Source organism: Pseudomonas graminis (assembly GCF_004364335.1).
In the GTDB taxonomy this organism is placed as follows: Bacteria; Pseudomonadota; Gammaproteobacteria; order Pseudomonadales; family Pseudomonadaceae; genus Aquipseudomonas; species Aquipseudomonas graminis_D.
Window position 1 is genome coordinate 348,266 of the sequence record NZ_SOCR01000005.1, and the last position, 17,291, is coordinate 365,556.

The 17,291-nt window shown below is 57.5% G+C and carries 18 protein-coding genes and 1 pseudogene; 2 read left to right on the forward strand and 17 right to left on the reverse strand.

Features of this window, described 5'->3' with window-relative positions; all coding sequences use genetic code 11:
• The first annotated feature begins 153 nt into the window (after positions 1–153).
• Positions 154–1,077, forward strand: a complete 924-nt coding sequence (locus tag EC919_RS11520) for a DMT family transporter (protein WP_133774221.1) — start codon at positions 154–156, stop codon at positions 1,075–1,077.
• A gap of 178 nt (positions 1,078–1,255) precedes the next feature.
• Entirely contained in the window at positions 1,256–2,188 is a 933-nt protein-coding gene (locus tag EC919_RS11525) for a LysR substrate-binding domain-containing protein (protein ID WP_133773993.1), read from the forward strand.
• A 31-nt stretch (positions 2,189–2,219) separates the two neighbouring features.
• Here the strand turns inward: EC919_RS11525 and EC919_RS11530 are convergent, their stop codons facing one another.
• The 17 genes and pseudogenes from EC919_RS11530 to EC919_RS11605 form a co-directional block, all read right to left on the reverse strand.
• A complete protein-coding gene (locus EC919_RS11530; protein ID WP_133773995.1) occupies positions 2,220–2,486 on the reverse strand; it encodes a hypothetical protein in 267 nt (88 codons plus the stop codon).
• A 70-nt stretch (positions 2,487–2,556) separates the two neighbouring features.
• Positions 2,557–3,066 carry a methyl-accepting chemotaxis protein gene (locus EC919_RS27830; protein WP_432213810.1) on the reverse strand — a complete coding sequence of 170 codons (510 nt, stop codon included), beginning with the start codon at positions 3,064–3,066 and terminating at the stop codon, positions 2,557–2,559.
• Positions 3,067–3,096: 30 nt separating this feature from the next.
• Positions 3,097–3,873 (reverse strand): annotated as a pseudogene (locus tag EC919_RS27835) (PAS domain-containing protein); the annotation flags it as partial.
• A gap of 189 nt (positions 3,874–4,062) precedes the next feature.
• On the reverse strand, positions 4,063–5,898 hold the full coding sequence (gene glmS / locus EC919_RS11540; protein WP_133774000.1) for a glutamine--fructose-6-phosphate transaminase (isomerizing): 1,836 nt from the start codon (positions 5,896–5,898) through the stop codon (positions 4,063–4,065).
• 9 nt (positions 5,899–5,907) lie between these two features.
• On the reverse strand, positions 5,908–6,675 hold the full coding sequence (locus tag EC919_RS11545; protein ID WP_122534377.1) for a DeoR/GlpR family DNA-binding transcription regulator: 768 nt from the start codon (positions 6,673–6,675) through the stop codon (positions 5,908–5,910).
• A gap of 179 nt (positions 6,676–6,854) precedes the next feature.
• Complete coding sequence (glmU, locus tag EC919_RS11550) at positions 6,855–8,222, reverse strand: bifunctional UDP-N-acetylglucosamine diphosphorylase/glucosamine-1-phosphate N-acetyltransferase GlmU (protein WP_133774002.1); 1,368 nt, start codon at positions 8,220–8,222, stop codon at positions 6,855–6,857.
• Between the two features lie 120 nt (positions 8,223–8,342).
• The gene (locus EC919_RS11555) at positions 8,343–8,768 is read right to left on the reverse strand and encodes a F0F1 ATP synthase subunit epsilon (RefSeq protein ID WP_133774003.1); all 426 of its coding nucleotides are present in this window, start codon (positions 8,766–8,768) and stop codon (positions 8,343–8,345) included.
• Positions 8,769–8,812: 44 nt separating this feature from the next.
• Positions 8,813–10,189, reverse strand: a complete 1,377-nt coding sequence (gene atpD / locus EC919_RS11560; protein WP_037016914.1) for a F0F1 ATP synthase subunit beta — start codon at positions 10,187–10,189, stop codon at positions 8,813–8,815.
• 28 nt (positions 10,190–10,217) lie between these two features.
• A complete protein-coding gene (gene atpG / locus EC919_RS11565; RefSeq protein WP_037016916.1) occupies positions 10,218–11,078 on the reverse strand; it encodes a F0F1 ATP synthase subunit gamma in 861 nt (286 codons plus the stop codon).
• Between the two features lie 50 nt (positions 11,079–11,128).
• Positions 11,129–12,673 (reverse strand): F0F1 ATP synthase subunit alpha, encoded by a 1,545-nt coding sequence (atpA, locus tag EC919_RS11570; protein WP_065988057.1) that lies wholly within the window; start codon positions 12,671–12,673, stop codon positions 11,129–11,131.
• Positions 12,674–12,694: 21 nt separating this feature from the next.
• Positions 12,695–13,231 (reverse strand): F0F1 ATP synthase subunit delta, encoded by a 537-nt coding sequence (locus EC919_RS11575; protein ID WP_133774005.1) that lies wholly within the window; start codon positions 13,229–13,231, stop codon positions 12,695–12,697.
• Between the two features lie 12 nt (positions 13,232–13,243).
• Positions 13,244–13,714, reverse strand: coding sequence for a F0F1 ATP synthase subunit B (locus EC919_RS11580; RefSeq protein ID WP_065988056.1), 471 nt, complete (start codon positions 13,712–13,714; stop codon positions 13,244–13,246).
• Between the two features lie 57 nt (positions 13,715–13,771).
• A complete protein-coding gene (gene atpE / locus EC919_RS11585; protein ID WP_002555987.1) occupies positions 13,772–14,029 on the reverse strand; it encodes a F0F1 ATP synthase subunit C in 258 nt (85 codons plus the stop codon).
• A 138-nt stretch (positions 14,030–14,167) separates the two neighbouring features.
• A complete protein-coding gene (gene atpB, locus EC919_RS11590; RefSeq protein ID WP_133774007.1) occupies positions 14,168–15,037 on the reverse strand; it encodes a F0F1 ATP synthase subunit A in 870 nt (289 codons plus the stop codon).
• 16 nt (positions 15,038–15,053) lie between these two features.
• The gene (locus tag EC919_RS11595; protein ID WP_133774009.1) at positions 15,054–15,461 is read right to left on the reverse strand and encodes a F0F1 ATP synthase subunit I; all 408 of its coding nucleotides are present in this window, start codon (positions 15,459–15,461) and stop codon (positions 15,054–15,056) included.
• A 146-nt stretch (positions 15,462–15,607) separates the two neighbouring features.
• Positions 15,608–16,480: a ParB/RepB/Spo0J family partition protein gene (locus EC919_RS11600; protein ID WP_133774011.1), complete on the reverse strand. Its 873-nt coding sequence runs from the start codon at positions 16,478–16,480 to the stop codon at positions 15,608–15,610.
• A 9-nt stretch (positions 16,481–16,489) separates the two neighbouring features.
• On the reverse strand, positions 16,490–17,284 hold the full coding sequence (locus EC919_RS11605; protein WP_133774014.1) for a ParA family protein: 795 nt from the start codon (positions 17,282–17,284) through the stop codon (positions 16,490–16,492).
• Positions 17,285–17,291 lie beyond the last annotated feature (7 nt).

Below are 17,291 nucleotides of genomic sequence, written 5' to 3' on the forward strand. Positions count from 1 at the left end.
TGACCTCGGTTAAGAAAATCTAATGTGCTTAAGAAAAGCTCGCTTGAGCACCACCCCAGACACTGCTCAAATCATCACACCCTGACTCGACGAGCGTCAATCAACAACTTTTCGGTCAGCGGATCGGCGATACGGATCACGAAAGGAAGCGCAATGAAAGTCTCCGACTATGTTCGACTGATAGTTCTGGCTGCCATCTGGGGAGCCAGTTTTCTGTTCATGCGGGTTGCTGCCCCGATATTGGGCGCGTTGCCGACCGCCTTCTTTCGCGTGTTGCTCGGCGCCATTGGCTTGATGGTGATTCTGGCCATTTTAAGAACCCGGCATGAGTTCAACGGCAAGTTCAAATCCACCTTGATCCTCGGCATCATCAATTCCGGCATTCCGTTTTTGATGTACAGCATGGCGGCCCTGCTATTACCCGCGGGTTATTCCGCCATCTTGAATGCGACCACTCCATTGATGGGCGTATTAATAGGTTCTGTGTTTTTCAGTGATTCACTGACGACCAAGAAAGCCATAGGCGTGTTTCTCGGCTTGCTGGGGATAACCTTGCTCACCACCACAGGCCCGGTGACGTTCACCACATCGGTGGTCATGGGCGCATTCGCTTGCCTGGTCGCGACCAGTTGCTACGGCGCCGCAGGCTTCCTGACCCGTCAGTGGATCGGCGACCGAGGCGGCCTGGATGCCAAGCTCGTGGCGTTCGGCAGCCAGATCGGGGCAACGCTGTTTCTGCTGCCCTTCTTCGCCGTCTCCGCGACCGTCAACCCGCCAGCCACCTGGGGCGACTCGACCGTGTGGCTGTCGTTGGCAGCGGTTGGTTTCGTGTGCACGGCGTGTGCTTACATTCTGTACTTCCGACTGATCGCTGATATCGGTCCGGTCCGCTCGCTGACCGTTACCTTCCTGATTCCGCCCTTTGGCGTCCTTTGGGGGGTGATGTTCCTCGGTGAAAAGGTTTCCGCCGGGCACCTTTATGGCGGCGGCCTCATCTGTCTGGCGGTCTGGTTCGTGTTGAGCCAAAGCAAGCCGAAGCCGGCACCTGTTCCTGAGGACCGCGCCGCCACAACCTGATAGCAACGTTATCCACACCTGAGTTCGGCGCCGGGTAAACACCCGGCAAGGCTCGGGTGCGCCTGAAATATCCAGCGTCGGGTGATAAGAACGCTTGGGGGATTCATCCGATGGCAACTCCAAGACGCTTTTCCGACACTTGGCGCACTGGCAGCACTCTCACGGCGAGGTATGCAGAATGAGCAGAGCGATCCCGTTGATAGCCCTCCGCACGTTCGTTGAGGTGTGCAAGGCCGGGAGCATGAAACGTGCGGCGGATCAGCTGTGCGTCTCACCGGCCGCCATCAGTCAGCAGATTAAAGGGCTGGAGGACCAGATCGGCAGGCGCCTGTTCGAGCGAGATGCCAAGGGCATCCAGCTCACCCCTTCCGGACGCAGCCTGTTCGACGAACTCGCCTGCACCTTTGACGTCATCGAAAAAGCCTGGTCGCGCGCCGCACTCAAGGCGCCACGTCAGACGCGGCTGGTGATCAGCACAACGTCCACGATTGCCAGCTCCTGGCTGATCCCGGCCCTGGGCGGGTTCAAGGAGCGCTGCCCCAATGTCGAGATCTCGATTCAGATCTGTAACGGTCTTTCGGAGCTCAAACACGGCCATGTGGATATCTGCATCCAGCGTGAAATGGCCGCCAGTTGTGAAAACCACGCCACGCATTTGTGGTCGTCCTATCTGATTCCCGTGTGCAGTCCGCATCTGCTCAGCACTCAGCGCAACATCGAGAGCCCGCAGGATTGCCTGACGTTCCCGCTGCTACAGGACACCGAGCGCAATTACTGGAAGGTCTGGATGAACGCGTTCGGCGTGAGCAATCGCAAGATGATTCAGGGCTCCAGTTATAGCGACGAGTCCCTGTTGATAAGTGCCGCCTGCGCCGGCCAGGGCATCGCACTGGTGAATAGCGTGTTCGCGTCCGAGGCCCTGCAAAGCAAGAGGCTGGTGCAAGTCACCAATGCCACGGCAGAGCTCAAGTTCGACTATTTCGTGTACTGCGCGAAAGAACGGCGCGAAGAGTGGGCGATTGCGGAGTTCATGAAGTGGGCTGTGCAGCAGGCGGGCAAGACCGCGAAGGGGCATATGCGGGAGATTGAAAGCGCGAGCCAGGTGGCTTGATTCAGATCGGGCTAGCCTTAGAAAACATCTTTCAATCAATTATGGGGCTTATGCCGATCGAGTCCTGTGATGGGACGTCAGCTACAGCATTGCCCATGCGGCGCTGGCTTCCGCTGCGAAAGCACCTTGAACGTTCGTTACGGACATCATAGAGCAGCTGTGTGGCCTGCTCGGCAGTCACAGTTCCTTCTGTTCGTGCCTGCTCGATCCGGGTGAGTAGCGCGTCGCACTCATCTTCGAGTCTGGGCCGGTCGACCTTATGCAGATCGTTTATGGATTGCTTGAGAGCATCGAGCATAAGGATCACCTGGATCGCGCTTGACCTTGGTGTCACTGAGAGTTTCAGACGTGAAGCATTGCAGCAATCATTACTGCCCGGCTTGACCTGAGAACTGCTCAACGGCGACCACAACACTCTTGGCACCTTGTTGAATGTCCTTGATCACCTCATCCGCCTCACTCGCCAAATCCAGCGCCGCCCCGGCCTGCTGCCTGCTTTTTCCGATCATGGTCACAGCGCTGGACGCCAAAACCTGATTGTTTTTCACGACCTCGAAGATTTCCGCCGTCGCTTTAGTGGTTCGAAGGGCCAGGTTTCTGACCTCGTCGGCGACCACAGCAAAACCCCGTCCCTGTTCCCCGGCTCGGGCGGCTTCGATTGCTGCGTTCAAGGCCAACAGATTGGTCTGGTCAGCGATGCTGCCGATGGTTTTGACGATGGTGCCGATTTCCTGGCTCTGGGCATCCAGTGCCTCAATGCCATGGGCAGCATCTTCCATCAACGCCGATAGCGTATTGAGGGTCGTGACAGTGTTCTGAATGACTTCGCGGCCTTGCTGTGCGCTGGCATTGGTTCGAACCGACGTGCCGTGGGCCATGCCGGCTGCTTCGGAGACAGCGCGCTCGCGGGTGACCTGGTCAGTAATAACGGTGGCTAATTTGGCGATCTTGTACAGCTTGCCATTGGCATCCACGATTGGATTGTAGGATGCCTCCAGCCATACCTCGTTGCCATGTTTATCCACTCGGCAAAACCTTCCCGCGACATAGGATGCCTGTCTAAGGGTGTGCCAGAACTGATCATATTCTTCTGACTGAGCGTCGGATGGCACGCAAAAGATTCGGTGGTGCTTGCCCAGGATTTGGGGAAGCGTATAGCCCATAGCGTCCAGAAAATTCTGATTGGCTGTCAACACCAACCCATCCAGAGAAAACTCGATAACGGCCGTGGAGCGCATCAGAGCCCCCACCAGCGCTTCATTCTCCCTTGAGGCTTCGATGGTCCTCGTCAGCACGCTTGAGTATAAAACGATGCGTTCGACCCGCCCGCTGTCACCTGCGAAGGGTATGACCATTGCCCGTAGCCAGACGTGTCGACCTTCACGGCTGCACAGGCGCAACGTGCCGCTGTAATGCTTGCCTTGGGCAACTGCATCAAGCGCCCGACGCTGATGTACGTCACCGCTCAGTTCAACGGGACTGAATTCACGCAGGGCACGACCGGACAATTCAGCCTGGGTGAATCCCAGCTCTGTTTCAAACAGAGCATTCACCTCCAGGATGACGCCTCCCGCATCCAACGTGACGGACACGGTTTCGAGATCCAGAGTCGCCTTGACCTGCTCAAGAGCCCCCAGCCGTTTTTCCAATTGCTGGATCTTATCTTTTAACCGGGTATTGAACATGGGGGGCCGCTCGCATTGACTTGAGAAGCTATCGACGCGGCGAGGGAAACCTTGAGAAGCATGGTCAGCAGTCTGATGGCTGGTGCAGGTCAGGCACTGAGTCCAATCTGTAGGCCCTCCTTTGCCTACACATTAACAACCTGCGAATGCTCTTATTCCCAAGAGCCGCCGCAGTACACTGTGGATAACTTATTCCACGGTCACGGACTTCGCCAAGTTACGAGGCTGATCCACGTCTGTCCCCTTCAGCACTGCCACGTAGTACGAAAGCAACTGCAGCGGGATGGTGTACAGAATCGGCGTCAGGGCGTCGAGGATATGGGGCATGGAAACCACATGGGTGCCCTCCCCGTTGACCAGCCCGGCCTGTTCGTCGGCGAAGACGATCAGCTCGCCGCCCCGTGCGCGCACTTCCTGCAGGTTGGATTTCAGCTTCTCCAGCAACTCGTTGTTAGGTGCGACGGTGACGACGGGCATGTCGCTGTCCACCAGTGCCAACGGGCCGTGTTTCAGTTCGCCGGCCGGATAGGCTTCGGCGTGGATGTAGGAGATCTCCTTGAGCTTCAAGGCCCCTTCCATCGCCACCGGGAATTGCGCGCCACGGCCCAGGAACAGGGTGTGATTCTTCTCGGCGAACAGTTCGGCGATTTTCTCCACCGTCGTGTCCATCGCCAGTGCTTCACCCAAGCGGGTCGGCAGGCGGCGCAGTTCTTCAACCAGTTCTGCTTCCACGCCAGCTTCCAGCGTGCCTTTGACCTGACCCAGTGAAAGCGTCAGCAACATCAGCGCGACCAACTGCGTGGTGAACGCCTTGGTCGACGCGACACCTATTTCCGGGCCGGCCTGAGTGAGCAGGGTCAGATCGGATTCACGCACCAGCGAACTGATGCCAACGTTGCAGATCGCCAGGCTGGCAAGGAAACCCAGCTCCTTGGCATTGCGCAGCGCGGCCAGGGTGTCGGCCGTCTCGCCGGACTGGGAGATCGAAACGAACAGCGTGTCCGGCTGGACCACGACTTTGCGGTAGCGGAATTCGCTGGCGACTTCGACCTGGCAGGGAATGCCAGCCAAGCCTTCAAGCCAGTAACGCGCAACCATGCCGGCGTGATAGCTGGTGCCGCAGGCGACGATCTGTACGTTGCGTACTTTCGCGAACAGCTCCGCCGCTTGCGGCCCGAATGCCTGCACCAGCACCTGCTGCTGACCAAGGCGCCCTTCCAGGGTGCGCTGCACGACTTTGGGCTGCTCGTGGATTTCCTTGAGCATGAAGTGGCGATACTCACCCTTGTCCGCCGCTTCTGCGCCCTCGTGGTACTGAACGATCTCACGCTCGACAGGCAGGCCAGATGCGTCCCAGATCTGCACGCTGTCGCGACGGATCTCGGCGATGTCACCCTCTTCCAGGTACATGAAGCGGTCCGTTACCTGACGCAATGCCAGTTGATCGGAGGCAAGGAAGTTTTCCCCAAGGCCCAGACCCACAACCAACGGGCTGCCACTGCGGGCAGCAATCAGGCGATCCGGTTGTTGTGCGCTGATGACCGCAAGCCCATAAGCGCCGTGCAATTCCTTGACCGTAGCCTTCAAGGCAGCGGCCAGATCGGGCGTGTCCTGCAGTTTGTGGTGCAGCAGATGGACGATGACTTCGGTGTCCGTGTCAGACGTGAACACGTAACCCAGCCCCTTTAAACGCTCCCGAAGCGGCTCATGGTTTTCGATAATGCCGTTGTGCACCACCGCCAATTGCTCGTTGGAGAAATGTGGATGAGCGTTACGCTCCAACGGTGCACCATGTGTTGCCCAACGGGTGTGGGCAATACCAAGGCGGCCTGTGACCGGCTCGCCCGCGAGTGCCCGCTCCAGTTCGTTCACCTTGCCGACTCGACGACGACGCTCAAGGACACCGGCGTTGTTGAATAACGCTACGCCGGCGCTGTCGTAGCCCCGGTATTCCAGGCGCTTGAGGCCCTCCAGCAGGATGGCAGTAACATTCCGTTCAGCAACAGCACCGACAATTCCACACATGGTCTTCTCCTAGGAAACAGCAGCGCAAATCAAGGTTACGCCGCGGGCCTGAATTTGTTCGCGCGCCTCTTGAGGCAGGCGGTCATCGGTAATAAGGGTATGGACGCTGCTCCACGGCAGCTCCAGATTGGGAATCTTGCGACCGACCTTATCGGCCTCGACCATCACGATCACTTCCCGGGCGACCTCGGCCATCACCCGGCTGAGGCCGAGCAGCTCGTTGAACGTGGTCGTGCCTCGGGTCAGATCAATACCGTCGGCGCCGATGAACAACTGATCGAAGTCGTAGGAACGCAGCACCTGCTCCGCCACCTGGCCCTGAAACGATTCTGAATGCGGGTCCCACGTCCCGCCCGTCATGAGCAAGACCGGTTCGTGCTCCAGTTCACCCAGCGCGTTGGCGACATGCAGGGAATTTGTCATCACCACAAGGCCCGGCTGCAAGCCCAGCTCCGGAATCATCGCAGCCGTTGTGCTGCCGCTGTCGATGATGATCCGTGCATGTTCCCGGATGCGGGCAACAGCAGCGCGGGCGATGGCCTGCTTGAACCTGGAAACGGGCTGGCCGGGCTCGCCAATCAATTCCTGAGGCATGGGGATGGCACCGCCGTAACGACGAAGCAGCAACCCATTGCTTTCGAGTGCAGCGAGATCCTTACGGACCGTCACCTCCGAGGTCTCAAAGCGCTTGGCCAACTCGTCCACGCTTACCTCGCCCTGCTCATTGAGCAAAGCAAGAATATTGTGGCGGCGTTGAGGCGTATTACGTTTCGACATGGTGATCTTAAGTTTCGATTCGAAAGTTAACGATCGCAATGAAAGCTCATCGAAAGATATACGTCAAGAGGGAGAGTGGGAATTGAGAGGATGGTCAGTAGGTTAAGCCGAAGAATTCCGACTCGTAGACAAGCATCGGCTGCTTGTCTGGCAAGCAACCGATTGAGCCTGTGGATAACTTAGTCTTTCTTGATCTTCACCGGACGCTTCCAGCCTTCGATGTTGCGTTGACGGGCGCGAGCGACCGCAAGCTGTTCAGCTGGCACATCCTGATTGATGGTGGAACCCGCACCCGTGCTAGCGCCCGACGCGATATGCACAGGGGCGACCAGCGAGTTGTTCGAGCCGATGAATACGTCTTCGCCCATTACCGTCTTGTGTTTGTTCGCGCCATCGTAGTTGCACGTAATGGTGCCTGCGCCAATGTTGGTGCGCGCGCCGATGACCGCATCACCCAGGTACGTCAGATGACCCGCCTTGGCACCCTCGCCCAGATGGGCGTTCTTCAATTCGACGAAGTTACCCACATGAGCGCGGGCTTCGAGAACACTGCCCGGGCGCAGACGAGCGAAAGGCCCCGCATCCGCGCCTTCGCCAACGATCGCGCCTTCAAGGTGACTGTTTGCCTTGATGATCGCGCCCTTGCGCAAGGTGCTGTCCTTGATCACGCAGTTCGGCCCGATCGAGACGTCGTCTTCGATGACCACTCGCCCCTCAAGGATTACGTTTACATCAATCATCACGTCGCGGCCCGTGGTGACGTCGCCACGAACGTCGAAACGCGCTGGATCGCGCAGCGTGACGCCCAACGCCATGAGTCGGTGGGCTTCGCGCTGCTGGTAATGGCGCTCGAGTTCGGCAAGCTGTTTGCGGTCATTGGCGCCCTGCACTTCCATGGCATCGTCAGGCTGGGCAGTGGCGACCACCAAGCCATCGCTGACGGCCATCTCGATAACATCCGTCAGGTAATACTCCCCCTGGGCGTTTTTATTGGAGAGGCGGCCAAGCCAGTCGGCAAGGCACTTGCCCGGTACGGCGAGGATTCCGGTATTACCTTCCTTGATAGCCTTCTGCGCCTCAGTTGCATCCTTGTGCTCGACGATGGCGGTGACGCGGTGCTGGGTGTCACGAACGATCCGACCGTAACCGGTCGGGTCTTCCAGCGTGACCGTCAGCAAACCCAACTGCTGATCATTTACCAGCGCGAGGAGTCGGTGCAGGGTCTCTACTTGTATGAGCGGGACGTCGCCATAAAGAATGAGCACGGTCTCGGCCGTCAACGCAGGTAACGCTTGAGCAACGGCATGGCCAGTGCCCAATTGTTTGTCTTGAAGCACGAAATTCAGATCATCGCCCGCCAGTTGCTCTCGGACCCGCTCTGCGCCATGGCCGATAACCACATGAATGCCTTGGGGCGAAAGCTGGCGTGCGCTGTGGATAACATGGCCGAGCATCGATTTACCGGCCACAGGGTGCAACACCTTGGGCAGAGCGGAACGCATGCGAGTGCCCTGACCCGCGGCGAGAATGACGATATCGAGAGACATGAAGGGATTCCAGACGAGCAGCCACATTAGCCAGGCTGATGATTCAGGCGAGAAAGCCGAAAAAAGAAAAAGGGTAGCCGAGGCTACCCTTTTACTCAATCGCGCAACGAGTCGCCGGGGTTAGCCGCCGAACTTCTTGCGAATTTGCTGGACGGTGCGCAGCTGAGCTGCGGCCTCCGCCAGACGTGCAGCAGCAGCTCCGTAATCGAAATCTGCGCCTTTTTCATTCAGAGCACGCTCGGCAGCCTTAACGGCTTCCTGAGCTGAGGCTTCGTCCAGATCAGCAGCACGTTGCACGGTATCGGCAAGCACTTTGACCATGTTCGGTTGAACCTCAAGGAAACCACCGGAGATGTAAAACACCTCGGCTTCGCCACCCTGCTTGATCAGGCGGATCGGACCCGGCTTCAGATCAGTGATCAACGGTGCGTGACCTGGAGCAATACCGATATCACCCAGGTTACCGTGTGCAATCACCATCTCGACCAGACCGGAGAAAATCTCTCCTTCCGCGCTGACGATATCGCAATGGACTGTCATAGCCATTTGCCTGCCTCAACCTGATTAGCGCCCGTTGCCGGGCGCCTGGATTACAGTTTCTTGGCTTTCTCGATCGCTTCTTCGATGCCGCCGACCATGTAGAACGCCTGTTCAGGCAAATGGTCGTAGTCACCGGCGAGGATGCCTTTGAAGCCAGCAATAGTGTCTTTCAGGGAAACGTATTTACCCGAGGCACCGGTGAAGACTTCAGCCACGAAGAACGGCTGCGACAGGAAGCGCTGAATCTTACGAGCGCGGGATACCAACTGCTTGTCGGTTTCCGACAGCTCGTCCATACCCAGGATCGCGATGATGTCTTTCAGCTCTTTGTAACGCTGCAGAACGTACTGAACGCCGCGAGCGGTGTCGTAGTGGTCCTGACCGATAACGTTCGGGTCCAGCTGGCGCGAAGTCGAATCCAGTGGATCGACCGCTGGGTAGATACCCAGGGAAGCGATGTCACGGGACAGAACGACGGTGGCGTCCAGGTGAGCAAACGTTGTGGCTGGCGATGGGTCGGTCAAGTCATCCGCCGGTACGTATACCGCCTGGATCGACGTGATCGAGCCTTCCTTGGTCGAAGTGATGCGCTCTTGCAGCACGCCCATCTCTTCAGCCAGCGTCGGCTGGTAACCTACTGCAGAAGGCATACGGCCCAGCAGTGCGGAAACTTCAGTACCGGCCAGTGTGTAACGGTAGATGTTGTCGACGAACAACAGAACGTCGTTACCTTCGTCACGGAACTTCTCAGCCATGGTCAGGCCAGTCAAGGCGACGCGCAGACGGTTACCCGGCGGCTCGTTCATCTGACCGTAGACCAGCGCTACTTTGTCCAGAACGTTGGAGTCCTTCATCTCGTGGTAGAAGTCGTTACCCTCACGGGTACGCTCGCCCACACCGGCGAACACGGAATAACCGCTGTGCTCGATGGCGATGTTACGGATCAGTTCCATCATGTTTACGGTCTTGCCGACACCGGCACCACCGAACAGACCGACTTTACCGCCCTTGGCAAACGGGCAAACCAGGTCGATGACCTTGATACCGGTTTCCAGGAGGTCGTTGCCGCCAGCCTGATCAGCGAACGAAGGCGCAGGACGGTGAATGCCCCAGCGCTCTTCGGTTTCGATCGGGCCCGCTTCATCGATCGGGTTGCCCAGTACGTCCATGATCCGGCCCAGTGTCGCTTTACCGACCGGTACGGAGATGGCTGCGCCGCTGTCGATAACGTCCAGACCGCGCTTCAAGCCTTCGGTGGAACCCATCGCAATGGTACGAACTACGCCGTCGCCCAGCTGCTGCTGAACTTCCAGAGTAGTTTCCGCGCCTTGTACTTTCAGCGCGTTGTAGATGCTCGGTACGCTGTCGCGTGGAAATTCCACGTCGATCACGGCGCCGATGATTTGAACGATACGTCCGCTACTCATTAGCTGGATCCTCTGAATATTTGAACCGTTAAACCGCGGCAGCGCCGCCGACGATTTCCGAGATCTCTTGGGTGATCGCTGCCTGACGCGCCTTGTTGTAGATCAGCTGCAAATCGCTGATCAAATCACCGGCGTTGTCAGTGGCGTTCTTCATCGCGATCATCCGCGCAGCCTGTTCAGCCGCGTTGTTCTCGACCACCGCCTGATAGACCTGCGACTCCACGTAACGGACCATCAAGCCGTCCAGCAGCTCTTTGGCGTCGGGTTCGTACAGGTAATCCCAGTGGTGCTTGAGTTCTTGATCCTGGGTCGCGACCAACGGAATTAACTGCTCGACCGTTGGTTGCTGAGTCATGGTGTTGATAAATTTGTTGGACACCACGGACAGGCGATCAATACGGCCCTCCAGGTAGGCATCCAGCATCACCTTGACGCTGCCGATCAAATCGTTGATCGACGGCTCTTCGCCCAAGTGGCTGATCGCAGCGACGACGTTACCGCCGAAGTTGCGGAAAAACGCCGCACCTTTGCTGCCGACCACGCACAGATCGATCTCTACGCCGTTTTCACGGTTCTTCGCCATGTCCTTGACCAAAGCCTTGAACAGGTTGGTATTCAAGCCACCACACAAACCACGGTCACTGCTCACCACGACGTAACCGACGCGCTTTACTTCGCGTTCGATCATGAAGGGATGACGGTATTCCGGGTTAGCGTTGGCGAGATGACCAATCACCTGGCGGATGCGCTCCGCGTAAGGACGGCTAGCAGCCATGCGCATTTGAGCCTTGCGCATTTTACTGACCGCCACTTTTTCCATGGCGCTGGTGATCTTTTGCGTGCTTTTGATGCTCGCAATCTTGCTGCGAATCTCTTTTGCGCCTGCCATGTAACACCTATCAGGTTAGCAAGCGGGAGCCTCGCGGCTCCCGCTGCGGCTTACCAGGTTTGGGTGGCCTTGAACTTCTCGATGCCGGCTTTCAGGCCAGAATCGATTTCGTCATTGAAGTCACCCTTCACGTTGATCTTCGCCATCAAATCGGCGTGATCTCGGTTGAAGTAAGCAATCAGCGCTTGTTCAAAGCTGCCAACCTTGGCGATTTCGACGTCAGTCAGGAACCCACGCTCAGCGGCATACAGCGACAGCGACATGTCAGCAATCGACATTGGCGCATATTGCTTCTGCTTCATCAGCTCGGTAACGCGCTGACCATGCTCAAGTTGCTTACGGGTCGCTTCGTCCAGGTCAGAGGCGAACTGGGCAAATGCTGCCAGTTCACGGTACTGAGCCAGAGCGGTACGGATACCACCGGAGAGCTTCTTGATGATCTTGGTCTGAGCAGCACCACCCACACGAGATACCGAAACACCGGCGTTCACTGCCGGGCGGATGCCGGAGTTGAACATGGCCGATTCCAGGAAGATCTGACCGTCAGTGATGGAAATCACGTTGGTCGGAACGAACGCGGAAACGTCGCCAGCCTGGGTTTCGATGATCGGCAATGCGGTCAGGGAACCGGTTTTGCCGGTCACTGCGCCATTGGTGAACTTCTCTACGTACTCTTCCGAAACGCGGGATGCGCGCTCCAGGAGACGGGAGTGGAGATAGAACACGTCGCCTGGGTAAGCTTCACGGCCTGGTGGACGACGCAGCAGCAGGGAAATCTGGCGATAAGCCACAGCCTGCTTGGACAGATCGTCATAAACGATCAGTGCATCTTCACCACGGTCGCGGAAGTATTCGCCCATGGTGCAACCGGCGTACGGAGCCAGGAATTGCAGCGCAGGAGATTCCGAAGCACTGGCCGCCACGATGATCGTGTTGGCCAGTGCGCCGTTTTCTTCCAGCTTGCGAACAACGTTGGCGATGGTCGATTGTTTCTGACCGATTGCAACGTAGACGCAGAAAATACCGCTGTTCTTCTGGTTGATGATCGCGTCGATCGCCAGAGCGGTTTTACCGATCTGACGGTCACCGATGATCAGCTCACGCTGGCCACGGCCGACAGGGATCATCGCATCGACAGCCTTGTAGCCAGTCTGTACAGGCTGGTCTACCGACTTACGCCAGATCACGCCTGGAGCAACTTTCTCGACCGCGTCGGTCTCGGTGTTGTTCAGCGGACCTTTGCCGTCGACAGGGTTGCCCAATGCGTCGACTACGCGACCCAGGAGTTCCTTACCAACCGGAACTTCCAGGATGCGGCCGGTGCACTTGGCACTCATGCCTTCAGCCAGGGAGGTGTAAGCGCCCAGTACGACAGCACCCACGGAGTCCTGCTCCAGGTTCAGTGCCATACCGTAAACGCCGCCCGGGAACTCGATCATTTCGCCGTACATAGCGTCGGCGAGACCGTGAATCCGCACGATACCGTCAGACACGCTGACGACAGTGCCTTCGTTTCGGGCTTGGGAGGCTACATCGAGGTTCTCGATGCGGCCCTTGATGATTTCACTTATTTCGGAAGGATTGAGTTGCTGCATTGCTCTGCTGCCCCTTCAAACTCAAGATTTCAATGCTTCGGCTAGTTGCGCGAGTTTGCCGCGAACTGAGCCATCGATAACCAGGTCGCCGGCGCGGATGATGACACCACCTATCAGGGCAGCATCCTCCGCAGCGTGCAGGCGCACTTCCCGGCCGAGCCGTGCACTGAGAACCTTGGCGAGTTTGTCTTGCTGTTCTTGGTTCAATGCAAAAGCACTGGTCACATCCACATCTACCGATTTTTCCTGCTCGGCCTTGTACAGCTCGAACAGTTCGGAGATCTCCGGCAGAAGCTGAAGACGGTCGTTTTCAGCAACGACGTGAATGAAATTCTGTGCCTTGGCATCGAACTTGTCGCCGCACACTTCAATAAAAGTGGCGGCCTTGTCTGCGCTCGTCAGTCGCGGGGCCTTGAGCATGCGCTGCATCGTGTCGTCTTGCGACACTGCAGCAGCCAGGCCGAGCATGACTGACCAATTGGCCAGTTGCTGGTGCGCCTGTGCATGCTCGAAGGCTGCCTTAGCGTAAGGTCGGGCCAACGTGGTCAGTTCTGCCATGATCGCCCTCGCTTAAATTTCAGCAGCCAGTTTGTTTACCAGCTCCGCGTGCGCGTTTTGATCGATTGTGGCACCCAGGATCTTCTCTGCGCCGTTGACTGCCAGGCTACCCAATTGGGCGCGCAGCGCGTCTTTGACGCCATTCAGTTCCTGTTCGATCTCGGCCTGAGCCTGAGCCTTGATGCGGTCAGCTTCAACGCGAGCCTGTTCACGGGCTTCGTCGACAATCTGGGTACCGCGTTTCTTGGCTTGCTCAATGATCTCAGCCGCCTGAGCCTTAGCTTCGCGCAGTTGCTGACCCACTTTATCTTGGGCCAGCTCCAGGTCGCGAGCTGCTCGTGTAGCAGCGTCCAGTCCATCCGCAATCTTCTTCTGACGTTCGTGCAAAGCCGCGATGACCGGAGGCCACACGAACTTCATGCAGAACAGCACAAAAATGAAGAACGCAACGGACTGGCCAATCAGGGTTGCATTAATGTTCACGCCAACACCTCGCTCGTTCGTTGTCCATCACACCAATCAACTCGAAAATTCGAGTGATCAGCCAGCGAGTTGACCAACGAAGGGGTTCGCAAAAGTGAAGAACAGAGCGATACCAACACCGATCATGGTCACGGCGTCGAGCAGACCAGCCACGATGAACATTTTAACTTGCAGCATTGGAACCATTTCCGGTTGACGCGCAGCGCCTTCCAGGAATTTACCGCCCAGCAGGCCGAAACCGATTGCAGTACCCAGTGCGCCCAGGCCGATCAGCAGTGCAACAGCGATAGCAGTTAGACCAACTACAGTTTCCATCTTTCCTCCCGACTTTTACGTCGTATTGGTTAGGTTTTCTTAGATTAAAGCGGTAAAGCAAAATCGTTTCTTACATCAAAGCCCTCGCGGGCACCCCCTCACCGAAGCGAGGGGATCATCAGACTCGCCAGGCGGGTCTCAATGGTTATCTTCGTGAGCCATCGACAGGTAGACGATGGTCAGCATCATGAAGATGAACGCTTGCAGGGTGATGATCAGGATGTGGAACACTGCCCACGCCCATTGCAGGACCACGCCCAGACCGCTGAGCCACAGCAGACCGCTGCCGAACATGACCGCGATCAGAATGAACACGAGTTCACCCGCGTACATGTTGCCGAACAGTCGCAGAGCCAGGGAGATCGGCTTGGCCACCAGAGTCACGAATTCAAGCAGGAAGTTCACCGGAATCAACAGCGCCTGCAGGAAAATGTTCTTGCTGCCGAACGGGTGCAGGGTCAATTCGCCGATGAAGCCGCCGATACCCTTGATCTTGATGCTGTAGAAAATGATCAGGGCGAATACGGACAGTGCCATGCCCAGCGTCGCGTTCGGATCGGTGGTCGATACGGCGCGGAAAGGAATGTGGTGATCACCGGTGATCATGATCGCCAACTGCGGGATCCAGTCAACAGGAATCAGGTCGACAGCGTTCATGAGGAACACCCAGGCGAAAATGGTCAGTGCCAGAGGTGCGATCACGGCGCTACGGCCATGGAAGCTGTCCCGGACGCTGCCGTCAACGAACTCGACGAGCACTTCAACGAAGTTCTGCAGCGCGCCCGGCTGACCGGAAGTCGCCTTTTTTGCGGCCATGCGGAAGATGAGGACGAAAATCAGACCCAGTGCGACCGACCAGCCGAGGGTATCGACGTGGAAAGCCCAAAAGCCCATTTCTTTTGCTTCTGCTGCGGAATGCGCGAAGCCCCAACTGCCGTCAGGCAAATGACCGAAGGTCAAGTTCTGCAAGTGGTGCTGGATATAGCCCGAAGCTGTTTGCTCTGCCATGGTTGCCTCAAACGCCCTAAGGTCTCGAAAGTCTTGTTCTCAATAGCAGGGGCGCAAACCAACTGACCAGCTGGGTCAGTATGAACACGCCAAAAACCGCCAGCGGAGCCAGCGGCTTTACTCCTGCAAACGTCAGTGCAAAGAGCACTGCCGTAAAAATCAACTTGCCTGCCTCGCCGGCGTAGAACGACCGAACGATGGCCTGCGCTGCTCTGGCCCCGGAGTACCGGAATGCCTTATGAGCAAAATACACATTCGGCAGCCAGGCTATCAGGCCACCGCAAAGCCCCGAATACCCGGCTACGACGCCGTGCCACTGCCAAAGCACCAGCGCTGCCCCCAGGAGGACAATCAACTGAGCCAGCAAGATCGGGAAAACAGCCAGGCGATGGAATGGCAAGCGGTTTGGCGTGCGTGTCTCCATCACATGGGCTCCTCGTGAGCCGGCCGCCAAAATCAACAACTTGGCATAAATTGTGCCGACAAAATGCGCGCAGAGTATAGGGGCGGTTCAGCCCCTATTCAACTGCCAGGTAGTGATTTCCGACTACGCGCTACTCATGATTTGTTTCAGCGAATGTGAGCGAGCACACCCTGTAGCTCATCCAGCGAGTTATAACGGATAACCAACTGACCTTTGCCCTTCTGTCCGTGGCGGATTTGCACTGCGGAGCCCAGCCGCTCGGCCAGGCGCTGTTCGAGACGTGTGATGTCAGGATCGGCCTTAACTGGCTCTGCAGCCTCCTGTTTCCCGCTGAGCCACTGGCGAACCAGTGCTTCAGTCTGGCGCACGGTCAGACCGCGTGCGACAACATGTCGCGCCCCCTCAACCTGCTGGTCTTCAGGAAGTCCCAGCAACGCACGGGCATGGCCCATCTCCAGATCTCCATGGGAGAGCATGGTCTTGATCACTTCCGGCAATGCGATCAGTCGCAGCAGGTTCGCGACGCTGACTCGCGATTTGCCGACCGCTTCAGCCACTTGCTGTTGGGTCAGCTGAAATTCCTGCTGCAGACGCTGCAGGGCAATCGCTTCCTCGATCGGATTCAAATCTTCGCGCTGGATGTTCTCGATCAGTGCCATGGCAATGGCCGCTTCATCCGGCACATCACGCACCATGGCAGGAATCGTTTCGATTCCTGCCTGCTGGCTGGCGCGCCAGCGGCGTTCACCGGCAATGATTTCGAACCGGTTGTCGGCAATCGGGCGTACCACGATCGGTTGCATTACCCCTTGGGCCTTGATCGAGTTCGCAAGCTCTTCCAGTGCCAAGGGATCCATATCACGACGCGGCTGATATTTGCCTCGTTGAATCAGGTCAAGCGGGATGTGCTGAAGCTCGCGCTCGCTGGCCTTCACTGCCTGTTCTTCCAGTGCGGTGACGGTTGGGCTGCTCAGCAGTGCGTCCAGCCCACGTCCGAGCCCACGTTTCTTGACGGCCATGGAATTTCCTTAAGTGGGCTGAGCCGCGGTGCGACTGCCGCGACGTTGGCGACGGACCATCTCGCCCGCGAGCGCCAGGTAAGCCAGCGCGCCGCGAGACGTCTTGTCGTAGGCCAATGCTGGCATACCGAAGCTAGGCGCCTCGGCGAGACGAATATTGCGCGGAATAACGGTGTCGTACAGCTGCTCGCCGAAGTGCTCTTTGAGCTGTGCCGAAACGTCGTTGATCAAGCTGAGGCGCGGGTCGTACATGGTCCGCAGTAAACCCTCGATCTTGAGCTGAGGATTGAGCAACTCACCGATACGTTTGATGTTATCCACAAGATCGCTCAGACCTTCGAGCGCAAAGTACTCGCACTGCATGGGGATAATCACGCCATCGGCCGCAACCAGAGCGTTGAGCGTCAGCATTGAAAGCGACGGAGGGCAATCGATGAGGATGTAATCGTAATTTTCGCGGATGGGCGCCAGTGCTGAGCGCAGACGCGACTCCTTCATCTGCATTTCCAGCAGGACCACCTCGGCAGCCGTCAGATCGCGGTTTGCCGGCAGTAATTGATATCCGCCGTGCTCGGAAAAGTGCATGGCCTGATTCAGATCGCACTCGCCAATCAGCAAATCGTAGACCGAATGCTCAAGTGCGTGCTTATCCACACCGCTGCCCATGGTGGCATTGCCTTGCGGATCGAGATCGATCAACAACACCCGACGCTTGGTAGCCACCAGCGAGGCCGCGAGGTTGATGCAGGTTGTGGTTTTACCCACACCCCCTTTTTGGTTCGCTATCGCGAATACCTTAGCCATTATTGCG